Here is a 22,633-nt window from a genome sequence, read left to right on the forward strand (position 1 = left end):
GTGGAACTATAGCGGATCCAGCCTTTCGGTGGTAACTGAATCCACCGGGTGCGGAGGTTCACGGGGCCTGTCTTCCAACTATGGATGTTGGATCGTACTGCGTGCCAGAAGATCACACCTTGCCTCTTGCCACCCTGGCGGGCCCAAGACAAAAAGCAAGATTGGACCGTGGATCCGCAGGGCTGCCCCCCAGGTGCGGCGTCCGACCCAAAGGGGCACGTGCCGTGCGCGGTTGTCTTTCCGGTGTTCGCCGCCGGCCTTCGTTTACTGCAACAATGTTCCCATCACTGGGACTTGGTCCCGGGCATGGGAAAAAGAACAGGGGAGCAGGGCTTGAACACGGAGAATCATTCGGAGACCGCCGCGTGGATCTGGTCGGTGGCGGATCTGCTGAGGGGGGACTTCAAGCAGTCGCAGTACGGGCGGGTGATCCTGCCGTTCACGCTACTGCGGCGGCTGGAGTGCGTGCTGGAGCCGACCAAGGATGGCGTGCTGGCTGCTGCCAAGGAGCACGAGAACAAGTCGGAGGCGGTCCGCGAGCAGTTTCTGCTGCGCGAAGCGGATCAGCCGTTCTTCAATACCTCGCCGTTGTCGCTCGCGAGTCTGTCGGATACGCAGACGGCCGAGGACCTGATGAGCTACATCGAGTCCTTCAGCAAGGACGCCCGCGAGATCTTCGATCACTTCCACTTCGAGGACTACGTCGAGCAGCTCGCCAGCAACAACCTTCTGTACCAGGTGGTGCAGCGTTTTGCCGCCATCGATCTGCGCCCGGCGCGGCTGTCCAACTTCGGCATGGGGCTGGTGTTCGAGGAGTTGATCCGCAAGTTCGCGGAAAGCTCCAACGAGACCGCCGGGGAGCACTTCACCCCGCGTGACGTGGTGCACCTGACCACCTCGCTGGTGCTCACCGGGCAGGACCACAAGCTCCAGCCACACGGCATCGTCACCGTGTACGACCCCACCTGCGGCACCGGCGGGTTCCTGTCCGAGAGCGAGGAGTACATCCAGCAGATCAGCCAGGATGTCAGCGTGTCCCTGCATGGGCAGGAGCTGAATCCCGAGTCTTACGCCATTTGCAAGGCGGACATGCTGATCAAGGGCCAGGACGTCGAGAACATCAAGCTCGGCAACACCCTGTCCGACGACCAGCACGCGGACGACCACTTCGACTACATGCTCGCCAACCCGCCGTTCGGCGTGGAGTGGAAGAAGGTCCAGAAGCAGGTAGTGGACGAGCACCAGCACAAGGGCTTCAACGGCCGCTTCGGCCCCGGCCTGCCGCGCGTGTCCGACGGCTCGCTGCTGTTCCTGCTGCACCTGGTCAGCAAGATGCGCGACCCGCGCAAGGGTGGCTCGCGCATCGGCATCATCCTCAACGGCTCGCCGCTGTTCACCGGCGGGGCCGGCAGCGGCGAGTCCGAGATCCGCCGCTACCTGCTGCAGCACGACATGGTGGAGGCCATCATCGGCCTGCCCACCGACATGTTCTACAACACCGGCATCGCCACCTACATCTGGGTGCTGAACAACCACAAGCCGGCCGAGCGCCGCGGCCATGTGCAGCTCATCGACGCCACCGGGCGCTACGCCAAGATGCGCAAGTCGCTCGGCTCCAAGCGCCAGTACATCGACGACGCCAACATCGACGCAATCGTGCGCAGCTACGGCGCCTTCGAGGAGAGCGACAAGAGCAAGATCTTCCCGAACGAGGCCTTCGGCTACCGCCGCATCACCGTCGAACGCCCGCTGCGCCTGAACTTCCAGGCCAGCGCCGAGCGCATCGAACGCATGCTGGCCGAAAAGCCCATCCAGAAGCTGGATGAGACCACCCGCCTGGGCGTGCAGGCCGCCTGCGAGCGGCTGGACGCCGAGCGCGTATACACCAACCGCGAGACCTTCCTGACTGACCTGAAGGCCCAGTTGAAGGCGCTGGACGTGAAGCTGCCCGCCGCCGCGCTGAAAGCCGTGTGGAACGGCCTGAGCGAACGCGACCCGGAAGCTGACATCTGCACCGACAAGAAGGGCAACCCGGAACCGGACAGCGACCTGCGTGACACCGAGAACGTCCCGCTGGGCGACGACGTGTTCGAGTACTTCGAGCGCGAGGTGGAGCCGCACGTCCCCGACGCCTGGATCGACGAGGACAAACGCGACGAACAGGACGGTGAGATCGGCGTCGTCGGCTTCGAGATCCCCTTCAACCGCCACTTCTACGTGTTCCAGCCCCCGCGGCCGCTGGAAGAGATCGACGCCGACCTGAAGGCCGTCACCACCCGCATCAAGCAGATGATCGAGGAGCTGTCGGCGTGAGCTTCCCGAAGTATCCCGAGTACAAGGACTCCGGCGTCGAATGGTTGGGGGTGGTACCTGAGAACTGGGGTGTCTGCCGCGCGCGCAATCTGGGCCGTTTTAGTGCAAGCGGCATCGACAAAAAGACAGTCGAAGGCGAACACTCGGTCCAGATGTTCAATTATCTCGATGTCTATCGAAGCCAAGGGAAGGTGTTGAGTGGCGGCAACGAACTTATGGAAACCACAGCCCCGCCCAGTAAAGTTATAGAGCACTCCGTGAAAGCAGGGGATATCCTTTTGACGCCAAGCTCCGAGACGGCTGACGACGTGGGTCACGCGGCGGTCGTTGGGCAAACGGAGCGCGCTACTGTTTACAGTTACCATTTGATTCGATTTAGAGCGTCGATTCCATGTGAGCCACGTTATCTCTGCCACTGGTTTAACTCCCAGAACGCGAGATCTTATTTTAGTAGTGTAGCTACTGGGACAACACGAATGGTTCTGTCGAGGGGTGACTTTAAAGACGCCCCAGTTCCTCTTCCAGATCTGAGCGAGCAAAAAAAAATTTCCGCCTTCCTCGACCACGAGATCGGGAAGATCGATGCGCTGATCGAGGAGCAACGGCGGCTGATCGAGCTGCTGAAGGAGAAGCGGCAGGCGGTGATCTCTCACGCCGTCACCGATCATGGCTGTAAGACTCCAGGCCGTCTCGGGTATTACATCGATTTGCTTCCTGGATACGCATTTCCCAGTCAAGGCTTTCGTTTTGATGATGGTATTCGCCTGTTGAGGGGCATCAATGTCGGGGTCGGAGAAATCCGATGGAATGAGGCTGTATTTTGGCCCGAGGAAAGCACGACCGGTCTAGAGGACTATTTTCTTCGGGAGGGGGATGTGGTCTTGGGCATGGATCGGCCGTGGATTGGAGGCGGCACCCGCGTGGCTAGGGTTTCTCGCCAGGATTTACCGGCGTTATTGCTTCAACGGGTAGCTCGGATTCGAGCAATTGAGGGGCTTGATCCGGGATTTCTCTGGCTCATCCTCGTCAGCCAAGAATTTAAGCGCGAACTGGAAACCGACCTCACTGGCGTAAGCGTCCCACACATCAGCCCTGAGCAGATTCGGTCTTTTAGAATTTCGCTGCCGGATATTGAGGTTCAATCCGAGCTTGGTAAGAGAGTCGAGTTAGAGCTAGAAAAGGTCGGACTTCTGATTGAGCAATGCGAGCGAAGCATTGCGTTGATGGAGGAAAGGAAGACGTCCCTTGTCTCCGCCGCCGTCACCGGTAAGGTCGACGTTGGTGGTTGGTCGACCGGGGCCAAGGCGGAAGAAGCGGAGCTGGCGATGGTCGCCGAGGAGTCGGCCGGGTATTCGGCGCAAGGCGGTGCCGAATGACCCAGGGCCGCAGCATCCGTCTGTTCCTGGTGGACGGCACGCCGCACGGGCTGCTGACGGCGGAGATCATGAACTGGACCGGGCATGTGTTGACCGGGCCGCGGGGCAAGCTGAGCGAGCTGGTGCAGCGCCCGGAGTGCGGGCGCACCGGCGTGTACTTTCTGGTGGGGCCGGACGCGGAGAACAGTGCCCGCCCGCAGGTGTACATCGGCCAGTCGGATGATGTCGGCAAGCGGCTCAAGCAGCACAACCGCACCGAGGAGCAGGGCGGCAAGGACTTCTGGGAGAAGGTCTGCCTGATCACCAGCAAGGACCAGAACCTGACCAAGGCCCACGTGAAGTACCTGGAGAGCCTGCTGATCCAGCAGGCCCAGCGCGTGGGCCGCTGCACCCTGATCAACGGTACCCGCCACGACTACATCGGCCTGCCCGAGGCCGATCAGGCCGACATGGCCTTCTTCCTGGAACAGATCCGTACCGTGCTGCCCGTCCTCGGCTTCGAGTTTTTGCGCGACGCCACCCGGCCGCCTTCCCGCGATGGGCTGGAAGGCGTCGCCAGGGCCGATGCGGCACCCGAGGCCTCGCCGTGCTTCCGTCTGAGCTTCCCGAAATACGGGATCACCGCGTATGGACAGGAGGTTGACGGCGAGTTTTTCGTGCTGGAGGGGTCCCTGGCCCGGGCCGAGTGGACTGCCCCGGGACATAACTATCAGCGCCTTTATCAGCAACTTTTGGAAAATGGTGTGCTGGTCGAAGATGAGGGCGGGCAGCGGAGGTTCTCCCGGGACTACGCCTTCTCGAGCCCTAGCGCGGCGGCAGCGGTGGTGATCGGCCGCTCAGCTAGCGGCCGCACGGAATGGAAGCTTGAGGATACGGGCCAAACCTACGGCGAATGGCAGGAGCAGTTGGTCGCCGAAGCGGCAGATGCCATTACGGATACCCGAGAAGAGTAGGAAGGAGGTCGAAATGCCGATGAGTCAGCCGAAGCCACGTTGCTACTACATTGACGCAACGCATTGCCGGCGAGTGCGACAAGGACGGACGCGCCGCATTAGCGAGATCCAGCAGGATCGGAGGTATTCCTAGTGGCGACGTCTCCGGATTTTCGGTTCACCTTCCACCGCGAAAGGCGGGAAAAATTCAGGGCAGGAGAGCTAAGCGAAGAGTGGGTGCAGCGATATCCGGGTCTGTTTGACTCGGACGACGTGCGAATTCTCCAGACAGCGCATCAACGACAGTATCACTTCTTCGAGTGGCTGAGCGCCGTGCTGCTTTTTGAGGCGACGGGCTACAAGAGCCTCATGGAAAAGTACTGCGCCAAAAGCCATCCCAGGAAAATCACATTGTTCGAAGAGATGGTTCCGGGCGATGTCTTTGGCTATCTGATGGGTGCTCGTTCTGGTCACCCCGACCTGTTCTCCTATCACCCAGAGACCGGCGATTGGTTCTTTTCCGAGGTGAAAGGCGCAAAGGATCAATTGCGGGACGAGCAGATTTCCATGCACGAAGAACTGAAAGCCATGACCGGGCGTAGAGTCAGAATCATTCAGCTCGATGAAATTGACGTCTAGCTGTTTTGGCGGACGTCGTGGCTTTGGTCACGCGCAGGGTTCCGCTACGCGGGTTGCCCTCGATGGACGATACGTTCAGGTTTAGGGTTGGAGTCAGGGCAGAGTCGACAGGAAAGGCGAATGGCGGACAGCAAGGAAGCCCAGTTTCAGCAGAACATCATCGATGCGATGACCGCCGATGGCTGGCTGACCGGTCCGGCAGGCGGGTACGACGCCGCGCATGCGCTGTACACCGAGGATCTGGTCGCCTACCTGCAAGAGGCCTGGCCGGAGCGGTGGGAGAAGTTCGCCGCGAAGAACCCGCAAGACCCGCAAAAGGCCCTGGTGCGCGCGGTCACCCGCGAGCTGGAGCGCGACGGCACGCTGGAGGTGCTGCGCCACGGGGTGAAGACCCCTGGGGTGAAGCTGGAGCTGTGCAGCTTCAAGCCCGATCACGAGATGAACCCCGAGTCCCTGGCGCGGTACCGCGCCAACCGCCTGCGGGTGGTGCCGGAGGTCTCCTACTCGCCGCATGCGCGCAGCGGCGAGTACAACCCGCGGCTGGACCTGGTGCTGTTCGTCAACGGCATCCCCACCGCCACGCTGGAGCTCAAAAGCGAGTTCAAGCAGTCGGTAGAGAACGCCAAGCGCCAGTACCGGCGCGACCGCCCCCTGAAGGACCCGGTCACCCGCAAGCCGGAACCGCTGCTGACCTTCAAGCGCGGGGCACTGGTGCACTTTGCGGTCAGCCAGGACCAGGTGGCGATGACCACGCGCCTGAATGGCAAGGATACCTTCTTCCTGCCCTTCAACCGGGGCACCGAGGAGGGCGGCGCCGGCAACCCTGCACCGCCGGACCCCGACAGCTACGCCACCGGCTACCTGTGGCAGCGCGTGTTCCAGCCGGATGCCTGGCTGAAGATCATCGGCCGTTTCCTGCACCTGGAGGACAAACCGGAGGAAGACTTTCACGGAAAACGGCGCAAGAAAGAGTTGCTGGTTTTTCCGCGCTTCCACCAGTGGGACGTGGTGAACCGCCTGATCGAGGCGACGCGGGAGGAAGGCGCCGGGCAGCGCTACCTGATCCAGCACAGCGCCGGCTCCGGCAAATCCAACTCCATAGGCTGGATTGCCCACCAGCTTTCTGCGTTATACGACGATGCGGGCGACAAGCTGTTCAACTCCGTGATCGTGGTCACCGACCGCACGGTGCTGGACAGTCAACTCCAGAAGACTATTTTCGACTTCGAGCACGCGCATGGGGTGGTGCGGCCGATCACCCGCGATATCGGCAGCCAGAGCAAGTCGGAGCAACTGGCCGAGGCGCTGGCCGAGCAGACCCGTATCATCATCGTGACCATCCAGACCTTCCCGGCGCTGTTCGACGCGCTGGACAAGCGCCCGGACCTGGCCGCCGGGCGCTACGCGGTGATCGCCGACGAGGCGCATTCCTCACAGACCGGCTCCTCCGCCACCAAGCTGAAGGCGATCCTGGGAACGGACAAGCCGGAGGACGAGGAGATCAGCGCCGAGGAGCTGCTGGACGCGGCCGTGGCCGCGCGCAAGCCGGCCGAGCGCATCAGCTACTACGCCTTCACCGCCACCCCCAAGGCGAAGACTCTGGAGCTGTTCGGCCGCCCGCCGAATCCGGAACTGCCGGCATCACAGGACAACAAGCCCGAGCCGTTCCACCTGTACTCCATGCGCCAGGCCATCGAGGAAGGCTTCATCCTCGACGTGCTGAAGAACTACACCACGTACTCCACCGCCTGGAAGCTGGCGCACCCGGACGCCGACGAGCAGGAGGTGGAGTCGCGCAAGGCCTCGACGAAGATCGCCCGCTGGGTGCGCCTGCACCCGTACAACATCTCGCAGAGGGTGGAGGTGATCGTCGAGCACTTCCGCGCCAACGTGCGCCACCTGCTGGACGGCCAGGCCAAGGCCATGGTGGTGACCGGCAGCCGCCAGGAGGCCGTGCGCTACGCGCTGGCCATGCGCGCTTATATCGAGGAGAAGGGCTACACCGACGTGCACGCGCTGGTCGCCTTCTCCGGCTCCGTACTGGCAGACGAGGTGATCCCCGAGGAGGTGACCGAGACAAGCTCGCTGCTGAACCCGGGGCTGAAGGGCCGCGACCTGGCCGAGGCGTTCAAGACCGACGAATACAACGTGATGATCGTCGCCAACAAGTTCCAGACCGGGTTCGACCAGCCCAAGCTCTGCGCCATGTACGTGGACAAGAAGCTGCAGGGCGTTGAGTGCGTGCAGACCCTGTCGCGGCTGAACCGTACCTTCCCGGGCAAGGAGGCCACCTTCGTCCTCGACTTCTTCAACGATGCCGAAGACATCCTCGAGGCCTTCCGCCCGTACTACAACAAGGCCGAACTGGCCGACGTCTCCGACCATCAGATCGTCTACGACCTGCAGAAGAGCCTGGACGCTGCCGGCATCTACCACTGGGACGAGGTCGAGAACTTCGCCCGCGCCTTCTTTGATCCGAAGGCCGGCGCCAGCCAGCTCAGTTACTACTGCCAGCCGGCGAAGGAGCGCTACCACACCCGCTACAAGGCGGTGTTGGAGCAGATCCAGACCTGGAAGGCCGCCCATGCCGAAGCCGAGCGCAACAATGATAAGGCGGGCCTGCGCCGCGCCGAGCAGGAGCTGAAGGACGCCCACACCACCCGCGACGAGCTCGACCTGTTCCGCAAGAACCTGCAGAGCTTCGTACGCAGCTACGAATTCCTGTCACAGATCGTCGACTTCGAGGACCGCGAGCTGGAACAGCTCAACGTCTACGCCCGCGCCCTGCACCCGCTGCTGCGCATCGAGAACATCGAAGAAGACGCCATCGACGTCGACGAGCTGGAGCTGACCCACTACCGCCTGAACAAGCGCGCCGAACAGCGCCTGAGCCTCGCGGAGGAGGGCGCCGACTATGACGGCCTCAAGCCCGTCTCCGACGTCGGCTCCGGCAAGCCCCACGACCCGGAAAAGAAACGCCTCTCCGAGATCATCGACCAGCTCAACGAACTGTTCGGCGCCGAGGTGAGCGACGAAGACAAGCTCCAGTTCGCCAACGGCATCGCCGACCGCATCCGCCGCGACGACGCTGTGATGGCCCAGGTCGAGAACCACAGCCCCGACCAGGTGATGCACGGCCTGTTCCCCAAGCGCGTCACCGATACCGTCCTCGACGCCATGACCGACCACGAGAAACTGTCCATGCAGGTCCTGGACGACCCGAAGCGCCAGCGCGACTTCGCTCTCCTGATCCTGCGGCTGCTGACCGCCGGGACAGGGGATCAACGCCCTACCCCCCCGAGGCCCGCTTCATGAACAAGCGTCTCAGGGCATTGGCGCTCACTTCGGCAACCCGGGGGGCTGAAACGCACAACACCTCCACTCCGCAGTTCGGTTGCCAAGCGGTCTCCCATCTGCGCGTTGGTAACCGGACGGTATGGATCGCCTTGCTTGCGGCATATCACTGCCATGTCGGTGTTATCCAGAATCTGTATAACCCCAATATCCCCGATTCTGTCTAATACACTGTTAGCCATTAACTAGAAAAGAGAGTTTCATGACAAGAGAGCGATTTTTAGTTCAGTCATATGGTGACAATATCGAAGGAACAGAATTTGGCCTTGCGAAACTGATGGCATTACTTGGTGACCATAGCGATGCGGTGATTGTGGTTCCACAAATAGGCCAAGTAAAAGACACCCTTTTAGTTAAGGTCTTAGGCGAAAAGCTATCTAAAAAGCTAATTAAAGACAGAGTGTTACTGCTGGCTGATGGTAAAAAACTTAGCCTTTGCTCTCACTCTACCCTAAAGAACTACCGGCATGCTGACCTATACTTAGCACTGTGGGGAACGGAAAATATGATTATGGATATTGAAGACTTGACGCAATGGAAGGCAGCCATTCTTGTAACTTGGGCTCCTAAGGACTCTGAAAAATGGTCAGCTACATACCCTGTTCATGTCATATACGATGACAAAAAAGTCTAACAAACCACTGCACACGGAAATTTTACTCGCTCCGCTCCCAAAATCCCGGTGAGTGGGGCGTTAGGAGCACTGCCTGATGCGACTGTGGAAGTATAAAGCGAGCTTCGGGCCCGAGGTCATCGACCTGATTACCAACAAGCGACTGTTCTGCGCGCCGTACAACTGGCTGAATGACCCATTAGTGGGGCTGTTAGGATTTAATCCATGGGAGGGGTTTTCAAGGGAAAGCTTTGATGTGGAATGCCTCTCTGAGGTTGCTCGTAGAAGTGATGGGAGACGGGATTTTCTCGATGGGTTGCGAGTCTGTTCGCTGTCTATAGATAACTCCCACCCTTTGATGTGGGTGCATTATGCGAATTCGTTTCGTGGCGTTGCTGTCGAGGTTGAAATTCCCGACGATCATCCCCGGCTCTATCCAGTAGAGTATCCGTCAGGGTTTGCAATCAGCGATGACGATGATGCGTTAACACTGCTCCGCAAGAAACAACGTTGCTGGCATTATGAGAGCGAGTACCGACTGATTGGAAAGGATTCCTATGTTGAGCTGGAGAGAGGCGCGTCCAGGATCATTTTCGGTGATAGAATATCGCCGGCAGAGCGGGCGTCTATAGAGGGTCTATGCCGGCAGTACTCTTTTGGGGTTGCGTGTGCCACTTTGCTCGGTGATGGCCGGGTGAAGATACGATGAGCCGAGATCGAGCTGCATGAGATGGACGCTCCTAATATGCCTTACAGCCAGCAGCGGCTCCGCTCCGCTGCGCCGTCCTGGCTGAAGAACGGCGTTAGGCTCTCAGCCCGTGCTGTGGCACCCTCGATCAAGCCCTTCCAGATACAAACCTTGGTGGCTAATGAAAATAACCGGGTTCGACATCAAGAACTTCAAGGGAGTGAGCGCGGCTACCGTCAAGTTCCGCGACAGTGATGCCGCGCGCGTGCACACCCTGGTTGGCTTAAACGAGAGTGGCAAGACGACGCTCCTTGAAGCCATGCACAGCTTCTCCCCCGATGGTGAAACCGAACTGGTCGTCGAAAGTGCGGGGAACCTCGAGGAGCAGCGGGAACAGTGGGTGCCGCGCGACAAGATCTCTATCTTTACCGGAGAAGTGAGCGTTGCCGCTCACGTCGCCGCGACGGCGCAGGACTGGCTGGAATTCGAAGAACAGTTTAAAGCAACCAGTGGTCTCGATTGTGACCCCGAAGCGCATCGAAGGGGTCAGACCTTGCCTTTTGCCCTCCGTACCACCACAGGGGCGAAAGGCAAGGGGCAAAAGGCAAGGTCTGACCCCAAGGCGTTCCCATGGCGTTCACATTAATTGTCGTCCCTCTTCCGAAGATCGGTTCCATCCTCGAAGTGCAGACGAAGCTCAAACGAAGACTTACGATCCGGACGCTCAGTCAATGTCTCCATGGCATCCACCATAGCGAGTTGAAATCGGGTCTGATTCTCCTCCGTCTGGCCCGACAATTCCGACAAGCAAAGAATGAAATCTCTTCCCATCGTATCAACGGCACACTTAAACACCAACGCTTCGGCAGCTCTATTATTGTCTGCAACGGCACAAACATAAGAGTTAACCCAGGAGCTCATCTCTTCATGCCCGCAAAATGCCGCCATCACAAAGCATATAATGGAGTCCGCGTACCTTTCAGCCTCCATGAAACGGCGCCCGACGCGAAACCACGCCTCCCCTTCAACTATATTTCTTTCCGCAAGGAACCTCAAGACCTCGTCATTGTCTGCGCTTTCCAGTTGTCCCGTTTCCGCTTCTTCGTAGGTAGGACTCTGTTTTCTAACACCTAGAACATCTATAATCCACTTAGTGCACACCCACTTCAAATGCCATTCCGCCACCAGTTTCCCTTCGGCCTCATTATCAAGATAGGACTTGAATTCTGCGCGCGCTTGCGCCACCTTTCCTGAATACAGCAACGCGTCCGCGTATAACCCTTGAACCTCGACACTGAACTCAATTTCTAGCGACGCCTTATATAGTCTCGAAGAAAACCTGTAATGTCTAAGACCGAACAAACACCTACCTAGCTCAGACAGCCAATAGTCTTTTTTCGCGTAAGCCGGGTAAAGCTGTCTAGCTCTGAAATAGTGGCGCACCGCATTTCTGCGCTGTGACTTCTCTTTGCGCAGGATGTTCGCGTGGTTGTACTCTATCGTGGCCGCAACACCATAAGCCTTTCTTTCCTGGAGAGACAAGCTTATCCTGTGAAGCGAAGCGGACAGAGCTGCCAACTCTCTCGAACTGACATTCGAATAAAACCGAAGTACCCGTGACAGAGCTATTTGCGCCGTCGACCCGACGTGATCGGGATCCCCATAAAGCCCCTCGACAACATCGAGCAATTCATCTAGCTTTCGGGCGCCAATGAGAATGTCGGTGATAGATGCGACTATCTCCGGAACATACTGGACGGACGAGGATAGTAGGCTGCCATAGATGAGCTGGGCTGCTTGTACTGGGTAACCCCATGCCTGGAATCCTAATCCAACCATAATGAAGAGATCACTTAGGAGGCATTCGTTATTTTCTACTGGCATCCGTTCCTTGAAATGTAGGCAAGCAGCCGTCCGGTTGGCCAGGACCAGATGCAATTTCTCTGCATCGAAAACAATATGGCTTGGTGGCTTGTTGTCTGTTTCCTCATTAAGCGTAAAGCGCACGAGGTGTTGATGGGGCTCACCCTCATGAACCAAGTCAGCGAAGAAATGCGCGGCAGAGTTTGCTATTGGAGAATCATGGGTAACGAAAATCGGAACAGTCTTGGGGAACGCGCAACCTCCGGATTTGAGCTCTAGAAATTCAGCTAAATCGCGTTCAACAACTACGTTCTTATCGCTAGTCCACAGGTGTTCACTAGCGAATTTAAGGGTTCGACTTTTGTCCGAATCGCTCTCCCAGTAGGGATCAAATGAGTGGAGCCACCGAAAATACAGGCTTTCCTCGGTCGATATATATAAAACTATTAGGGCGGGAGATTCAAACGAGGACAAATAGTTGACCGTGGCCCGCTTAAGTCGGACCTTTAAGGGCGTTTTGGGTTCTTCGTTATCCGTCGCCTTTAGTTGAACTAGTAATTTCTTTCCAGTGGCGTGACCGTCATTCGAGAAAATTTCGATCTCACCATCTACCCCGTAGTCACTGTCGAAGAGCCGAAGCACCCACGTAGAAGGTATAATGGCTTGAAGAGCCCTCACAGATTCGGTTTCAAGCTGGTGGTTTCTAGGTCGTTGCGGCATCTTCATAAGTAAGACTCGCGAAACTGTGGATTGGTGCTTTTCTCTTTCGAGTTCCCTGAATCCGTGGCCAACGTCGTCTGCCGAACCGGAAACCGGCTCTGGTTGGGAAGCCATCCCGCGAAGGATACTGTAACCCGTGCGATGGGGTCAGACCTTGCCTTTTGCCTCCTGACAGGTGTAGGCCTTCCGACCCGGTGATTTCGATACCGAAGACCCTGTGTCAAACACCAGAAGCGCAGTTTTGATAGCTTCCAAGGTAAATTGCGCATCCAGTTAGGAAGCTGGAGCGTGGTATCGGGGGTTGGGCTGCCGGTATTCTGAGTTGTAAGGGAGTTCGACTTAGAAATGTACGGATATCTGGTCAGAATGTGTTATATATCAAAATATGCATAGAAAACAGGCATTTAATGAAGGAATCCATGTTACAAGCGGCGGTAATCGCATGCAGGTTGATCTGAAGGCCCTCGAATTCCCCGCGATCCAGCGTCTGCTGGAGCGCCTGACCGCGACGCCCTACGGCGCGGATGCCGCGCGCGGGCTGGAACCGGCACCGAATCTGGATGCGGCGCGCGCGCTGCAGACCGCGGTGACGGTCGCGCGCCAGCGTCTGGATGCCGGCACCCTGCCGCGTCTCGGGCAACTGCCGGACGTGCGCGCGGCGCTGCGCCAGGCGTCCAACCCCGGGTCCGCGCTGCCGGTGCAGGCGCTGCACAACCTCCAGACGATCATGCGTCAGGCCCGCGAGCTGGCGGACCAACTGGCGGACACCCCCGAGATCTATCCGGCGGACCTGAACAAGCTGTACCCGCCCGAGGGGCTGGAAAAGCGCCTGTCAGCGTGTCTGAACCCCGGCGGGTCGCTGCGCGAGGACGCGAGTCCCGCGCTGGTCGAGGCTTTCGAGCAGCGTGGACGCCTGCGCGAAGAGGTCGAGGCGGTGGTGAAAAAGCGCCTGGCGGCCTCCGACGTCGCGCAAAAGGGCGAGGACGCACTGAAGGTGCAGTGGCACCAGGAACGCGCGGTAATGGTGCTGCACGGCGAGGCGGCCAACGCGGTCAAGGGCGTGCGCCGTGGCACTGCGATGGGCGGGCGCGACCAGATCGTCGAGCCGATCGAGGCGGTGCCGTTGAACAACCAGCTGGATACGGTCAACGGCCAGATCAATACCGAGCAGCAGCGCCTGCTGCGCGAGCTGACCGACGTGGTGCGCCAGTATGGCGAGCCGCTGGAACTGATGCTGACCGCGCTGACCTGGATCGACCTGGCATCCGCCGCCGCGCAGCTATCCGCGCAGATGAATGCCCATGCCCCGCGGCTGGAGGCGGAGGCCGGTGTGGAGCTGACCGAGGCCTACCACCCGCTGCTGCTGTTGCAGTTCGCCGAGGGCAACGGGCCGCAGCCCGTGCCGCTGTCGATCCGGCTGGATGGCGAGCAGCCGCTGTTGCTGATCACCGGGCCGAACACCGGCGGCAAGACGGTCGCGTTGAAGACGCTCGGGCTGCTGGTCACCATGGCCTGGTGCGGGCTGCATATCCCGGCCGAACAGGACTGTCGCATCGGGCGCTTCGACCAGGTGATGGTCGATGTCGGCGACAACCAGAGCCTGTTCCACCACCTGTCGACGTTTGCCGGCCATGTGGAGGTCCTGAAGCGAATCCTCGACCACTCCGGGCCGGAGAGCTTGATCCTGCTGGACGAGCTGGGTACGGGCACCGACCCGGACGAGGGCGCGGCGCTGGCGATGGCGATGCTGGACGAATTGCGTGCGCGTGGCACGCGCGGGATCGTGAATACCCATTTGGCGCCCCTGAAAGACTATGCCGCCCAGCACGCGGGCATCGTGAACGCCTCGATGCAGTTCGATGCCGAGACGCTGTCCCCGACCTACCGGCTGCTGATTGGCGAGCCGGGTGTGTCCTTTGGTCTTACGATTGCCGAGAAGAACGGGCTTCCGGCCCAGCTGGTTGCCCGCGCGCGCGAGCATTTCGCCGAACTCCCCACTGCCCAGGCCGGAGGGGATACCGGCAAGGCATGAGCCCCGAGTGAGGCGTTACCACATGAGGTCGTCGGGGACGACGTAGTCCTTGTACGGGTCGTCCGGATCGGGCTCGGTATCACCGCTTTCCTCGGCCGGGATGACCAGCGGCCATTCGGCGTCCCGCTCGCGGATCCTGTCCGCGATCTCGCGCGGGATTACGCGAAAACCCTTGCTCGGGTGCAACTCCAGGCCGGCCAGCGCCGCGCGCCCGTCGACTAGCCGCTTGCGTGTGTCCTCGGTCACCGGCAGGTGGCGGATCTGTCCGTCGAACTGGAAGTGGTAGTCGATCGCGGCGTCGCCGGTGGGGATCGGGGCCAGGTGCTGGTTGACCAGCTCGCGAATCTGAGCACGGCGCGCACGGCGTTCGGCCTTTTCCTGCCGTTCCTGGTTCTTCTCCCGCGAGCGCTGGGCCTGCGCGGCCTGGCGAGCCGCAGCGGCGCTGGCTTCGGCGTCGGCGGGCTTGCCCTTTTTCTTTTTCGGTTGTGTCTTCTGGGCCTTGTGCTTCTGGCTCTTGGCCTTGCGCACCTGTTTTTCGTCCACCAGCCCGGCCTTCAGGAGCTGGTTGCGCAGATCGTCCGACATGCCGCTTGCCTGTAGAAAATGTGCCGGGAGGATAGCCTATGTGCAGCCGACCTGTGTGAGTTGGGGTATCCCGTGCCGGATCTCGGTCACGGTCAGGCCCGGGAACAGGAGCCGCAGACGCCGCGTGAGGTTGGGGGTCGTGGCCGGATCACCGAGATTCTGGGCGGACTGAAACAGGCGCAACGCAGCCGTTCGTTCGCATGCGACCTCCAGCTCCTTTGTGGCGGCGTACAGCGCCGCCCGGTTCGGCTGGCGGGGGCCTTCGGGTTTGAGGCGGCGGCGCAGCGCGCGCACGCGCGAGGTGGTTTGTTCTTGCCAGTTCGCCGCAGCCTTCACCAGCTTTTCCCAGTCCCCTGTGCGTATGCCGCCCGGGTACCACAGGGCGAACAGGGCGAGGATGACATCGACGTCATAGCTCTCCTGCCAGCGCAACAGACGTTCCCGGGCTGGTGCGGAGGCCCAGATTCGCAGGGCGAAATCCCAGAAGCTGTCGAAGTCGTGTGGCCTGGCAGCCTCAGGCACTGCTGGCGGCGGGTGTGATGGTTACGCCAGCGGCGTTGCGGAGGCTCTGCGGCTCGAGGATCTCAAGATCCCGGGTGTGCAGGCTGATCACGCCCTGTTTGCGCAGTTGGGTAAACAGGCGGCTGATGGTTTCTTGGGTTAGCCCCAGGTGGTTGGCGATGTCGGCACGCGACATCGGCAGATAGAAGCGTTCGGTTGACAAACCTCGCGCACGATGACGCTCTGAAAGGGTTACCAGAAAGGTAGCCAGGCGTTGTTCCGCTGTGCGCTGTCCGAGCAGGGCGTGCAGGCTTTCGTCCTGGGCCAGTCCCTGGCTCATCACGTTCATCATGTGCTGTCGGAAGGTAGGTAGCCGGTCGGCGAGATCGTCCACATGGGTGTACGGGACCGCGCACACACTGGTGGATTCCAAGGCGACGGCACTGACCGGATGCTGGCCGGAATGGATCGCGTCCAGGCCCAGCAGATCGCCAGCGAGCGCGAAGCCGGTGATCTGTTCGGTGCCGTCGTCGGTGTTAAGCACGGTTTTCAGTGCGCCGGTACGGACGGCGAACAGGGTATCGAAGCGCGAACCCATATTGAACAGAGCCGTCCCTTTCTCGATCGGACGGCGCTGTTGAACAATCTCGTCGAGTTGCCAGAGTTCGTGCTGTGGCAGCCCCACCGGCAGGCAGAGCTGACGCAGAGTACAGTGTTCGCAGGCTTGGGTCGGGCGCAGTGTCATGGGCTCAGGTTAGCGGTTTTGGCTGCGGCGAGGGAAGCGCTCGCGCTTGCTGGCAGAAGGTGGCCCGCATTATGAATTCCGTTATGGTGAGTGAGGAACCTTTCGGAATGCCTGGGATCAGCCATTTCAGAGGCTTGCGGCGGAGCGGCTGCGATATCTAGACTCTGTTTAATATAGCAGACGATTCGCAAGGGAAGGGATGCAATGATCGAACGGATGCTGAACGAATACATGCGCCACGGCACGCTGATCCTGCGCGAGCCGGATGGGAGCGAGCGCCATTTCGGGCAAGGTGCGCCCGAGATAACGCTGCAACTCCATGATCGGGCCGCGCTCAAGCGCATCGCGCGCGATCCCGGATTCCAGCTTGGCGAGACCTACATGGATGGGCTCTGGTCGCCTGGCCCCGAAGGCATCCGGGTGTTTCTGGACGTGACCATGCGCAACTTCGCGCCCATGTTTCAGCGCCGTGTGCACCCACTGGTGTGTATGTTCCGCGCGATTCTCGAGCAGGGAAACCGCATCGCGCGCAGCTACCAGAATATCTCCCATCATTACGACGTCGATGAATGGCTGTTCCGCCGGTTTCTCGACGACGGCATGTTCTACAGTTGTGCCTATTTCGAACGTCCGGACATGACCCTGGAGGAAGCCCAGCAGGCCAAGTGCGCGATGCTGCGCAAGAAGCTGGTGCTGGAGCCCGGCCAGCGGGTGCTGGATATCGGCTGTGGCTGGGGTGGGCTGGCCTTCCATCTGGCCGAGAATGCCGATGTCCAGGTGGACGGGATCACCCTCTCAAGAGAGCAACTGCGAGTGGCTCAGGCGGAGGCGAAACGCCGGGGCCTCGATGATCGCGTTCGCTTCTTCTATCAGGACTACCGCGAACACAACGACCAGTACGACCGGGTCGTCAGTGTCGGCATGTTCGAGCATGTCGGTGTGCCCAACTACGGCACCTTCTTCCAGCGGGTGAACGACCTGCTGAAGGAGGACGGCGTGGCTGTCTTGCACACGATCGGTCGCCAGGGGCCACCGGGTACGACCAACCCCTGGCTGAGCAGGTACATCTTCCCCGGTGGTTACACCCCGGCCCTGTCCGAGGTGATGGAGGCGCTGGAGCCGACCCCGCTGCATACCACCGATATCGAGTTCTGGCGGTTGCACTATGCCGAGACGCTCGCGGAATGGTACCGCCGTTTCCAGAAGGTCCGCGCCGAGGCCGTGGATCACTTTGACGAACGCTTCTGCCGCATGTGGGAGTTTTATCTGGCCAGCTGCGAGGCGACGTTCCGCTGGTGGCGCCAGGTGGTCTTCCATATCCAGATGGCCAAGCGACAGGATGCCGTGCCATTGACCCGTGACTATCTGTATTCCGATACGGCGCCTGCGGTGGTCTCTACGCCGCCCGGTGAGGCGGCTTCCCAGAGTCGTAGCGCGGCGTAGCTCCAGCGTATTCAGCATTCGACCGAGCATTTTCCGCTAAGCGGCCGCCCGCAACCCTGCTGTTTTCCCTACACTTCACCAAAACGCTGAAGGGCAGGGACGACGGGTGTTTGGCAGGTTTCGCAAGCGGCAGCAGCAGGAGGCCCCGGAGGCGGCGAGCCCGAGTCAGGAGCATGTGCTGATCGAGGCGGCCGGGCGCAGCCGGATCACCGAGGTCGCGGCCAGTGCGCGCAAGGTGCCCTGGTCGCTGAACATGCTGCAGCTGTTGTGGGCCGCAGGTCCGGTGACCTTCCTCGCCATGCAGGGGGGTTACTTCCTGGGCTTCGGCCACGCCGCTCCCGCTCAGAATTTTATCTTCTTTGCCGTCTACACCCTGTTGTTCGGGGTGATTGGTCTGCTGGCGCGTTTCATTGCCGATGCCACGCGTGGCAAGCGTCAGGAGCGTTCGCGCGAGCAGTTGCGCAACACGATCGACCTGTTACCGGATTTGCTTTTCGTTACGCGTGATCTCGCGATGGCCGAGATGGCCCCGGACATGCGACGACGCAAGGCGGCCGAGGTGTTGCTGCACGAGGTGGACATCTCGCCGGAAGGGGTCGCGGTCGCGGTGCGCGAGATGACCGGTGATACCAGCCTTGCATCAGCCGCGGAGCAGATCGAGATCTACCGTCGGCTGGGGCTGCGCTCGCGCGTGGCCGATCTGGTCGATGCAACCGTGGATGCACGGCTGGCCGCGCTGGAAAAACTGCACCATGATGCCCCCGAACTGGCGGATCCGTTACGTGACCGCCTGCAGGGTCTTGCGCCAACCCGCGAGGATGGCGTGCGACGAATCGAACAGTTTCTGGATCGCCTGTTCTCGGCGGCGGATTCGGACGACCTGACCCGCTGTACGCTGGAAGATGCACAGGCCGTGTTCGTGCTCGCCTTTGAGCTGGTCAATGGGCGGCAGATCCGCCGGCTGAGTTTCGAGTGGTCGGGAGGTTGGCGGCTCGGTAATGCACTGGACCGGCTTGAGCACCAGGGCAATCGCTTCCGTGTTGCGCAGGCTGCAGTGGTTAGCCGGCTACGGTCGCTGGCAACCTTGCTGGCGCAACATCCGGTGAGCACACTGGACCCGCAGGTGCTGCGCGAGCCAACCCTCGAGATGGGGCGTGAAGTACTGCGGACCCTGCTGCAGCTGGAGCAGTCTCGTCCGCCTGTGCATTCGCCGGAAGGCCGACTGCTGGGGCGTGCACTGCGTTACGTCGAGGGCCTGCGTGCGGCACGTGACCAACTCATTCAGGCCCAGAGCCGTTACGCCACCGCAGTTGAACGCTGGGAGGCATTACGGCGCAAGGAGGTCGAGAAGAAGGGTCAGAAGAGCTGGTTCAAGCGCAGCGCACGGGGCATCCGGGTCAGCGAAGAAGTGATTGAACTTACGGACGACCAGAAGCTGCGCCTTGCCGATCGTTTCTGCGAGTACCTGTCGGAACTCGGCATCCAGCGCGAGGGCGACCTGTTCAAGCTTGCGGGGCACCCCCTGGAGGAGGAAGCTGCCAAGCGGATCGGTATCCAGCTGGCATTGATTCTGGAGCCGTTGGTGGATCTGACCAATCCCAGTATTCAGCGAGCGATCTATGCGAATCCGGCGGCCTATCTGGGTGGGCTTTATGTCGGCATGAGTGCGGATGCCAAGGCAGGTTTGGGTTCGGCGATGGTACGCCTGGTGCGCCAGGACCTGGGGCGCACGGCGGAGTGGCTGGCACTGCGCTTGACACGCATCTACTACCTGCCGTTGTCCGACTCCATGCGCGAATTTCTGGTTCAAAAATATGGCGCCAATCCGGAGCGCCTGGAGATGCTGGCGGCGCACCCGGTGGAGGAGGGCGCACAGACGCCGCCGGTGGCATTGCGTGCCGAGCGCTCACCAGAGTTCGATGCCATGTTGCAGGACAAGGCCTGGGGTCGGCTGCTCAAGCGTGGAGCGCGTTATCTGCAGGCGGATGCGCAGCACTCCTGACGCGGGGCCACGTTGCGGGCCTGGCAATTTCTTGACCAATTGTGTAGGCTTTCGTGCGTTTTCTGGTGCCCGCCGGCGTGTCTCGCCGGAGGTTAAACGGGAAGATCGGTGAGTCCGCCCACGGCTGTGGGTGACTCGGGACGAATCCGACGCTGCCCCCGCAACGGTGATCGAGCGAGAGGCCCTGATGGCCTCTGATGGTCGCGGCATACGCCACTGAACGGAATCGTTCGGGAAGGCGCCGCACCGGAACGTTCGTCAGCCCGGAGACCGGCCAGGGAATGATCGCGCGGCATGCGGCGGGCATGCGAGGCGGATGGTCGGCCCGGCCGCTAGTCGGTTGTTGCCGGTCTCCCCCGTGTTTGTCTCCCCCTGTCTGCGTGGTCCCGACGAATTTACGGCGTGCGGGCGGCTCGCCGGGAGACACGGACGACATGAAACGCACAGCACTTTCCACGGCCATCCTGCTGGCCACGACTCCGCTTCTGGCCGAGACACCGGACTCCGATTCCGAAGCGCACACCCTCGATGTGGTTCAGGTCACGGCCGCGCGTATCGCGCAGACGGTCGACGAGGCCCTGTCCTCGGTCACCGTCATCGACCGCGAAGAGATCGAGCGCCTGCAGCCGCAGCAGTTCACCGACCTGCTGGAAGGCCGCGCCGGGATCGAGACCTCCCAGAACAGTGCCTTCGGCAAGACCACCTCGGTCCACACGCGTGGCACCAGTTCCGACCACACCCTGCTCCTGATCGACGGGGTGCGCATGGGGTCGGCCACCAGCGGCGGGGCAAGCTGGCAGTTCCTGCCGCCGGAGGAGATCGAGCGCGTGGAGATCGTCCGCGGGCCGCGTACCAGCATCTACGGCTCCGATGCCATTGGCGGCGTGGTGCAGGTCTTTACCCGCGAGGGCAAGAAGGGACCGCCAAGGGTGAACGCGTTTGTCGGGGGCGGCAGCTTCAACACCTGGGAAACGGGTGTGGGTGTCGCCGGCGGAACCGAGAACACCAACTACAGCTTCTCGCTCAGCCACTTCGAGACCGACGGCATCAACGTCCAGGATGACGTTGGCGATGACGACCGTGACGGCTACGACAACACCTCGCTCGCGACCAAGGTGACCCACCGTCTGGACAACGGTGCGGAGGTCTTCGGGAATATGTTGTATTCGGAAGGTTCAACCGAGTTCGATACCGATTCCCAGTTCTCGCCGGACTCCTCGGACTTTGTGCATGCGGCCTTGCGGGCTGGCTTCCGTATTCCGGTTACGCGGCAGTGGCAGACGGAACTGTCGGTTGGCCACAGCCGTGACGAGTCGGAGAATTTTCTCGACGGCGAATTCTTTTCCCAGTTCGATACACGTCGCGACATGATCGACTGGCGCAACGATATCGATTTCGGGGATCGCGTTTACCTCGTGACTGGTATTGATGCGCACGAGGACCGCGTCGAGAGCGACACCGATTACGATGAAGGTTCGCGTTACAACGTTGGAGCGTACTCCGTGGTGCAGGTGGATCTTGGGCGCCACGATCTCGAAGGCAGCCTGCGCTACGACGACAACGAGCAGTTCGGGGACAAGACGACCGGTCAGGTCGCATGGGGCATGCAGGCCTCGGAAACGGTTCGGTTGCGGGCTTCCTACGGCACGGCGTTCAAGGCACCTACGTTCAATGATCTCTACTTCCCGGGGTTCGGAAACCCCGATCTTGATCCGGAGACCTCCCGCACGTTTGAGTTCGGCGCCCGCTACACCAGCGGGCCGTACTATGCCGATGCCGCCATCTTCCAGACCGATCTCGACCAGATGATCACCTTCGATCCCATCGCATTTCGGGCAGAAAACGTGGACGAGGCCCGGATTCGCGGCGTCGAACTGGAAGGGGGTTACGACGGAGCCCAATGGGTCTCTCGCGCCTCCCTGACCTTCCTGGATGCCGAAGACCGGGAGACTGGAAACGAACTGCGTCGCCGCTCGCCCGTCACGGCGCGCGTGGATCTGGATCGCCAGTTCCAGCGTTTCTCCATGGGGAGCTCGGTCATCGCCAAGAGCCGTGCCTACAATGATCGCGACAATGAGGAACGGCTTGCCGGGTACGGACTGTTGAACCTGCGTGCGAGCTATCAGATTGCGCCGGAATGGCAGATTCAGGCGACGGTCAATAACGTGTTCGACAAGGACTACGAGATGGCTCGCGGTTATAACCAGCCGGGGCGGGCGGCGTTCGTGAAGCTGCGCTACCAGCAGAGGTGATGCATGGGTAATCGACTGTCGAAGATTGCGACCCGTACGGGTGACGAAGGCCGGACCGGCCTGGGCGATGGCTCGCGGGTGGACAAGGACAGCCACCGCGTAGAGGCGTTTGGCGACGTGGACGAGCTGAACAGTGTCGTGGGCCGGGTGCTGGTCCACGATCTCCCGGAAGAGGTTCGGCGCGTGCTGGCTCTGGTTCAGCACGAGCTGTTCGACCTGGGGGCGGAGCTGGCAGTGCCGGGGCATCAGGCACTGCCGGATGCCTCTGTGGAGCGGCTCGATGTGGAGCTGGAAAGCTTCAACGCCGAGTTGCCGCCGCTCGAAGAGTTCATCCTGCCGGGCGGTGGCCCGGCCACGGCCGACTGCCACATCGCCCGTACGGTCTGCCGGCGCGCGGAACGTCGTCTGGTGGCGGTGAATCACCATGAGACGCTGCGGCCAAGCTCGCTGGCCTACATCAATCGCCTGTCGGATCTTCTGTTCGTGCTCTGCCGTGTCCTTGCGCGTCACGAGAACGGTGCGGAAGTCCTCTGGCAGCCGGCCAACAAGCGCGGCTGAGACCGCCCGCGTCTGCC

The 22,633-nt window shown here is 60.9% G+C and carries 18 protein-coding genes and 1 riboswitch; of the genes, 14 read left to right on the top strand and 4 right to left on the bottom strand.

Annotated elements, in window-relative coordinates:
* Positions 1 to 333 precede the first annotated feature (333 nt).
* The 9 genes from F623_RS0109115 (at position 334) to F623_RS0109140 (ending at position 10,561) form a co-directional block, all read left to right on the top strand.
* A complete protein-coding gene (locus tag F623_RS0109115; RefSeq protein ID WP_018868505.1) occupies positions 334 to 2,313 on the top strand; it encodes a class I SAM-dependent DNA methyltransferase in 1,980 nt (659 codons plus the stop codon).
* Positions 2,310 to 3,689 carry a restriction endonuclease subunit S gene (locus F623_RS0109120; protein ID WP_018868504.1) on the top strand — a complete coding sequence of 460 codons (1,380 nt, stop codon included), beginning with the start codon at positions 2,310 to 2,312 and terminating at the stop codon, positions 3,687 to 3,689. Before F623_RS0109115 ends, F623_RS0109120 begins: the two co-directional genes overlap by 4 nt.
* Positions 3,686 to 4,642 (top strand): GIY-YIG nuclease family protein, encoded by a 957-nt coding sequence (locus tag F623_RS0109125; protein ID WP_018868503.1) that lies wholly within the window; start codon positions 3,686 to 3,688, stop codon positions 4,640 to 4,642. The genes F623_RS0109120 and F623_RS0109125 overlap by 4 nt, the downstream gene beginning before the upstream one ends.
* A 132-nt stretch (positions 4,643 to 4,774) precedes the next feature.
* A complete protein-coding gene (locus F623_RS0109130) occupies positions 4,775 to 5,260 on the top strand; it encodes a VRR-NUC domain-containing protein (RefSeq protein ID WP_018868502.1) in 486 nt (161 codons plus the stop codon).
* Between the two features lie 120 nt (positions 5,261 to 5,380).
* The gene (locus F623_RS0109135; RefSeq protein WP_018868501.1) at positions 5,381 to 8,575 is read left to right on the top strand and encodes a type I restriction endonuclease subunit R; all 3,195 of its coding nucleotides are present in this window, start codon (positions 5,381 to 5,383) and stop codon (positions 8,573 to 8,575) included.
* The gene (locus F623_RS13410) at positions 8,572 to 8,781 is read left to right on the top strand and encodes a hypothetical protein (RefSeq protein ID WP_155984197.1); all 210 of its coding nucleotides are present in this window, start codon (positions 8,572 to 8,574) and stop codon (positions 8,779 to 8,781) included. Before F623_RS0109135 ends, F623_RS13410 begins: the two co-directional genes overlap by 4 nt.
* A 35-nt stretch (positions 8,782 to 8,816) precedes the next feature.
* Positions 8,817 to 9,248, top strand: coding sequence for a hypothetical protein (locus F623_RS13415; RefSeq protein ID WP_155984198.1), 432 nt, complete (start codon positions 8,817 to 8,819; stop codon positions 9,246 to 9,248).
* A gap of 76 nt (positions 9,249 to 9,324) precedes the next feature.
* Positions 9,325 to 9,936, top strand: coding sequence for a hypothetical protein (locus F623_RS13420; RefSeq protein WP_155984199.1), 612 nt, complete (start codon positions 9,325 to 9,327; stop codon positions 9,934 to 9,936).
* 160 nt (positions 9,937 to 10,096) lie between these two features.
* Complete coding sequence (locus tag F623_RS0109140) at positions 10,097 to 10,561, top strand: AAA family ATPase (RefSeq protein WP_018868500.1); 465 nt, start codon at positions 10,097 to 10,099, stop codon at positions 10,559 to 10,561.
* Here F623_RS0109140 and F623_RS13505 read toward each other — a convergent pair.
* A complete protein-coding gene (locus F623_RS13505; RefSeq protein ID WP_196799769.1) occupies positions 10,558 to 12,504 on the bottom strand; it encodes a DUF4365 domain-containing protein in 1,947 nt (648 codons plus the stop codon). The two genes, F623_RS0109140 and F623_RS13505, sit on opposite strands and share 4 nt — an antisense overlap.
* 436 nt (positions 12,505 to 12,940) lie before the next feature.
* Between F623_RS13505 and F623_RS0109155 the strand changes: the two genes are divergently transcribed.
* Positions 12,941 to 14,530, top strand: a complete 1,590-nt coding sequence (locus tag F623_RS0109155) for a DNA mismatch repair protein MutS (protein WP_018868497.1) — start codon at positions 12,941 to 12,943, stop codon at positions 14,528 to 14,530.
* A 15-nt stretch (positions 14,531 to 14,545) separates the two neighbouring features.
* On the opposite strand, the gene F623_RS0109160 is transcribed toward F623_RS0109155, so the two are convergent.
* The 3 genes from F623_RS0109160 to fnr are packed head-to-tail and all read right to left on the bottom strand — an operon-like array spanning position 14,546 to position 16,361.
* Positions 14,546 to 15,115 (bottom strand): DUF2058 domain-containing protein, encoded by a 570-nt coding sequence (locus F623_RS0109160; protein WP_018868496.1) that lies wholly within the window; start codon positions 15,113 to 15,115, stop codon positions 14,546 to 14,548.
* A 36-nt stretch (positions 15,116 to 15,151) separates the two neighbouring features.
* Entirely contained in the window at positions 15,152 to 15,637 is a 486-nt protein-coding gene (locus F623_RS0109165) for a TIGR02444 family protein (RefSeq protein WP_026279378.1), read from the bottom strand.
* Positions 15,630 to 16,361 carry a fumarate/nitrate reduction transcriptional regulator Fnr gene (gene fnr / locus F623_RS0109170; RefSeq protein ID WP_018861752.1) on the bottom strand — a complete coding sequence of 244 codons (732 nt, stop codon included), beginning with the start codon at positions 16,359 to 16,361 and terminating at the stop codon, positions 15,630 to 15,632. The genes F623_RS0109165 and fnr overlap by 8 nt, the downstream gene beginning before the upstream one ends.
* A 204-nt stretch (positions 16,362 to 16,565) precedes the next feature.
* Here fnr and F623_RS0109175 point away from each other — a divergent pair, with 204 nt between their 5' ends.
* The 4 genes from F623_RS0109175 to F623_RS0109190 all read left to right on the top strand — a co-directional run bounded on the left by F623_RS0109175 (position 16,566) and on the right by F623_RS0109190 (position 22,616).
* Positions 16,566 to 17,804: a cyclopropane-fatty-acyl-phospholipid synthase family protein gene (locus tag F623_RS0109175; protein ID WP_018861753.1), complete on the top strand. Its 1,239-nt coding sequence runs from the start codon at positions 16,566 to 16,568 to the stop codon at positions 17,802 to 17,804.
* Positions 17,805 to 17,910: 106 nt separating this feature from the next.
* Positions 17,911 to 19,806, top strand: a complete 1,896-nt coding sequence (locus F623_RS0109180) for a hypothetical protein (RefSeq protein WP_018861754.1) — start codon at positions 17,911 to 17,913, stop codon at positions 19,804 to 19,806.
* A 46-nt stretch (positions 19,807 to 19,852) separates the two neighbouring features.
* Positions 19,853 to 20,100: riboswitch (cobalamin riboswitch) on the top strand.
* A 140-nt stretch (positions 20,101 to 20,240) separates the two neighbouring features.
* Positions 20,241 to 22,058, top strand: a complete 1,818-nt coding sequence (locus F623_RS0109185) for a TonB-dependent receptor domain-containing protein (RefSeq protein ID WP_018868495.1) — start codon at positions 20,241 to 20,243, stop codon at positions 22,056 to 22,058.
* A gap of 3 nt (positions 22,059 to 22,061) precedes the next feature.
* Positions 22,062 to 22,616 carry a cob(I)yrinic acid a,c-diamide adenosyltransferase gene (locus F623_RS0109190; RefSeq protein ID WP_018861756.1) on the top strand — a complete coding sequence of 185 codons (555 nt, stop codon included), beginning with the start codon at positions 22,062 to 22,064 and terminating at the stop codon, positions 22,614 to 22,616.
* The last annotated feature ends 17 nt before the right edge of the window (positions 22,617 to 22,633 follow it).

The sequence above is a fragment of the Thioalkalivibrio sp. ALD1 genome (genome assembly GCF_000381245.1).
Taxonomy (GTDB): domain Bacteria; phylum Pseudomonadota; class Gammaproteobacteria; order Ectothiorhodospirales; family Ectothiorhodospiraceae; genus Thioalkalivibrio.

Bases quoted from the DNA above. Each gene is read 5' to 3' on its own strand.
- F623_RS0109125 (WP_018868503.1), top strand. From the start codon at position 3,686: ATGACCCAGGGCCGCAGCATCCGTCTGTTCCTGGTGGACGGCACGCCG.
- F623_RS13505 (WP_196799769.1), bottom strand. From the start codon at position 12,504: ATGAAGATGCCGCAACGACCTAGAAACCACCAGCTTGAAACCGAATCT.
- F623_RS0109160 (WP_018868496.1), bottom strand. From the start codon at position 15,115: ATGTCGGACGATCTGCGCAACCAGCTCCTGAAGGCCGGGCTGGTGGAC.
- F623_RS0109175 (WP_018861753.1), top strand. From the start codon at position 16,566: ATGATCGAACGGATGCTGAACGAATACATGCGCCACGGCACGCTGATC.
- F623_RS13410 (WP_155984197.1), top strand. From the start codon at position 8,572: ATGAACAAGCGTCTCAGGGCATTGGCGCTCACTTCGGCAACCCGGGGG.
- F623_RS0109185 (WP_018868495.1), top strand. From the start codon at position 20,241: ATGAAACGCACAGCACTTTCCACGGCCATCCTGCTGGCCACGACTCCG.
- F623_RS13420 (WP_155984199.1), top strand. From the start codon at position 9,325: ATGCGACTGTGGAAGTATAAAGCGAGCTTCGGGCCCGAGGTCATCGAC.
- F623_RS0109155 (WP_018868497.1), top strand. From the start codon at position 12,941: ATGCAGGTTGATCTGAAGGCCCTCGAATTCCCCGCGATCCAGCGTCTG.
- F623_RS0109190 (WP_018861756.1), top strand. From the start codon at position 22,062: ATGGGTAATCGACTGTCGAAGATTGCGACCCGTACGGGTGACGAAGGC.
- F623_RS13415 (WP_155984198.1), top strand. From the start codon at position 8,817: ATGACAAGAGAGCGATTTTTAGTTCAGTCATATGGTGACAATATCGAA.
- F623_RS0109140 (WP_018868500.1), top strand. From the start codon at position 10,097: ATGAAAATAACCGGGTTCGACATCAAGAACTTCAAGGGAGTGAGCGCG.
- F623_RS0109135 (WP_018868501.1), top strand. From the start codon at position 5,381: ATGGCGGACAGCAAGGAAGCCCAGTTTCAGCAGAACATCATCGATGCG.
- fnr (WP_018861752.1), bottom strand. From the start codon at position 16,361: ATGACACTGCGCCCGACCCAAGCCTGCGAACACTGTACTCTGCGTCAG.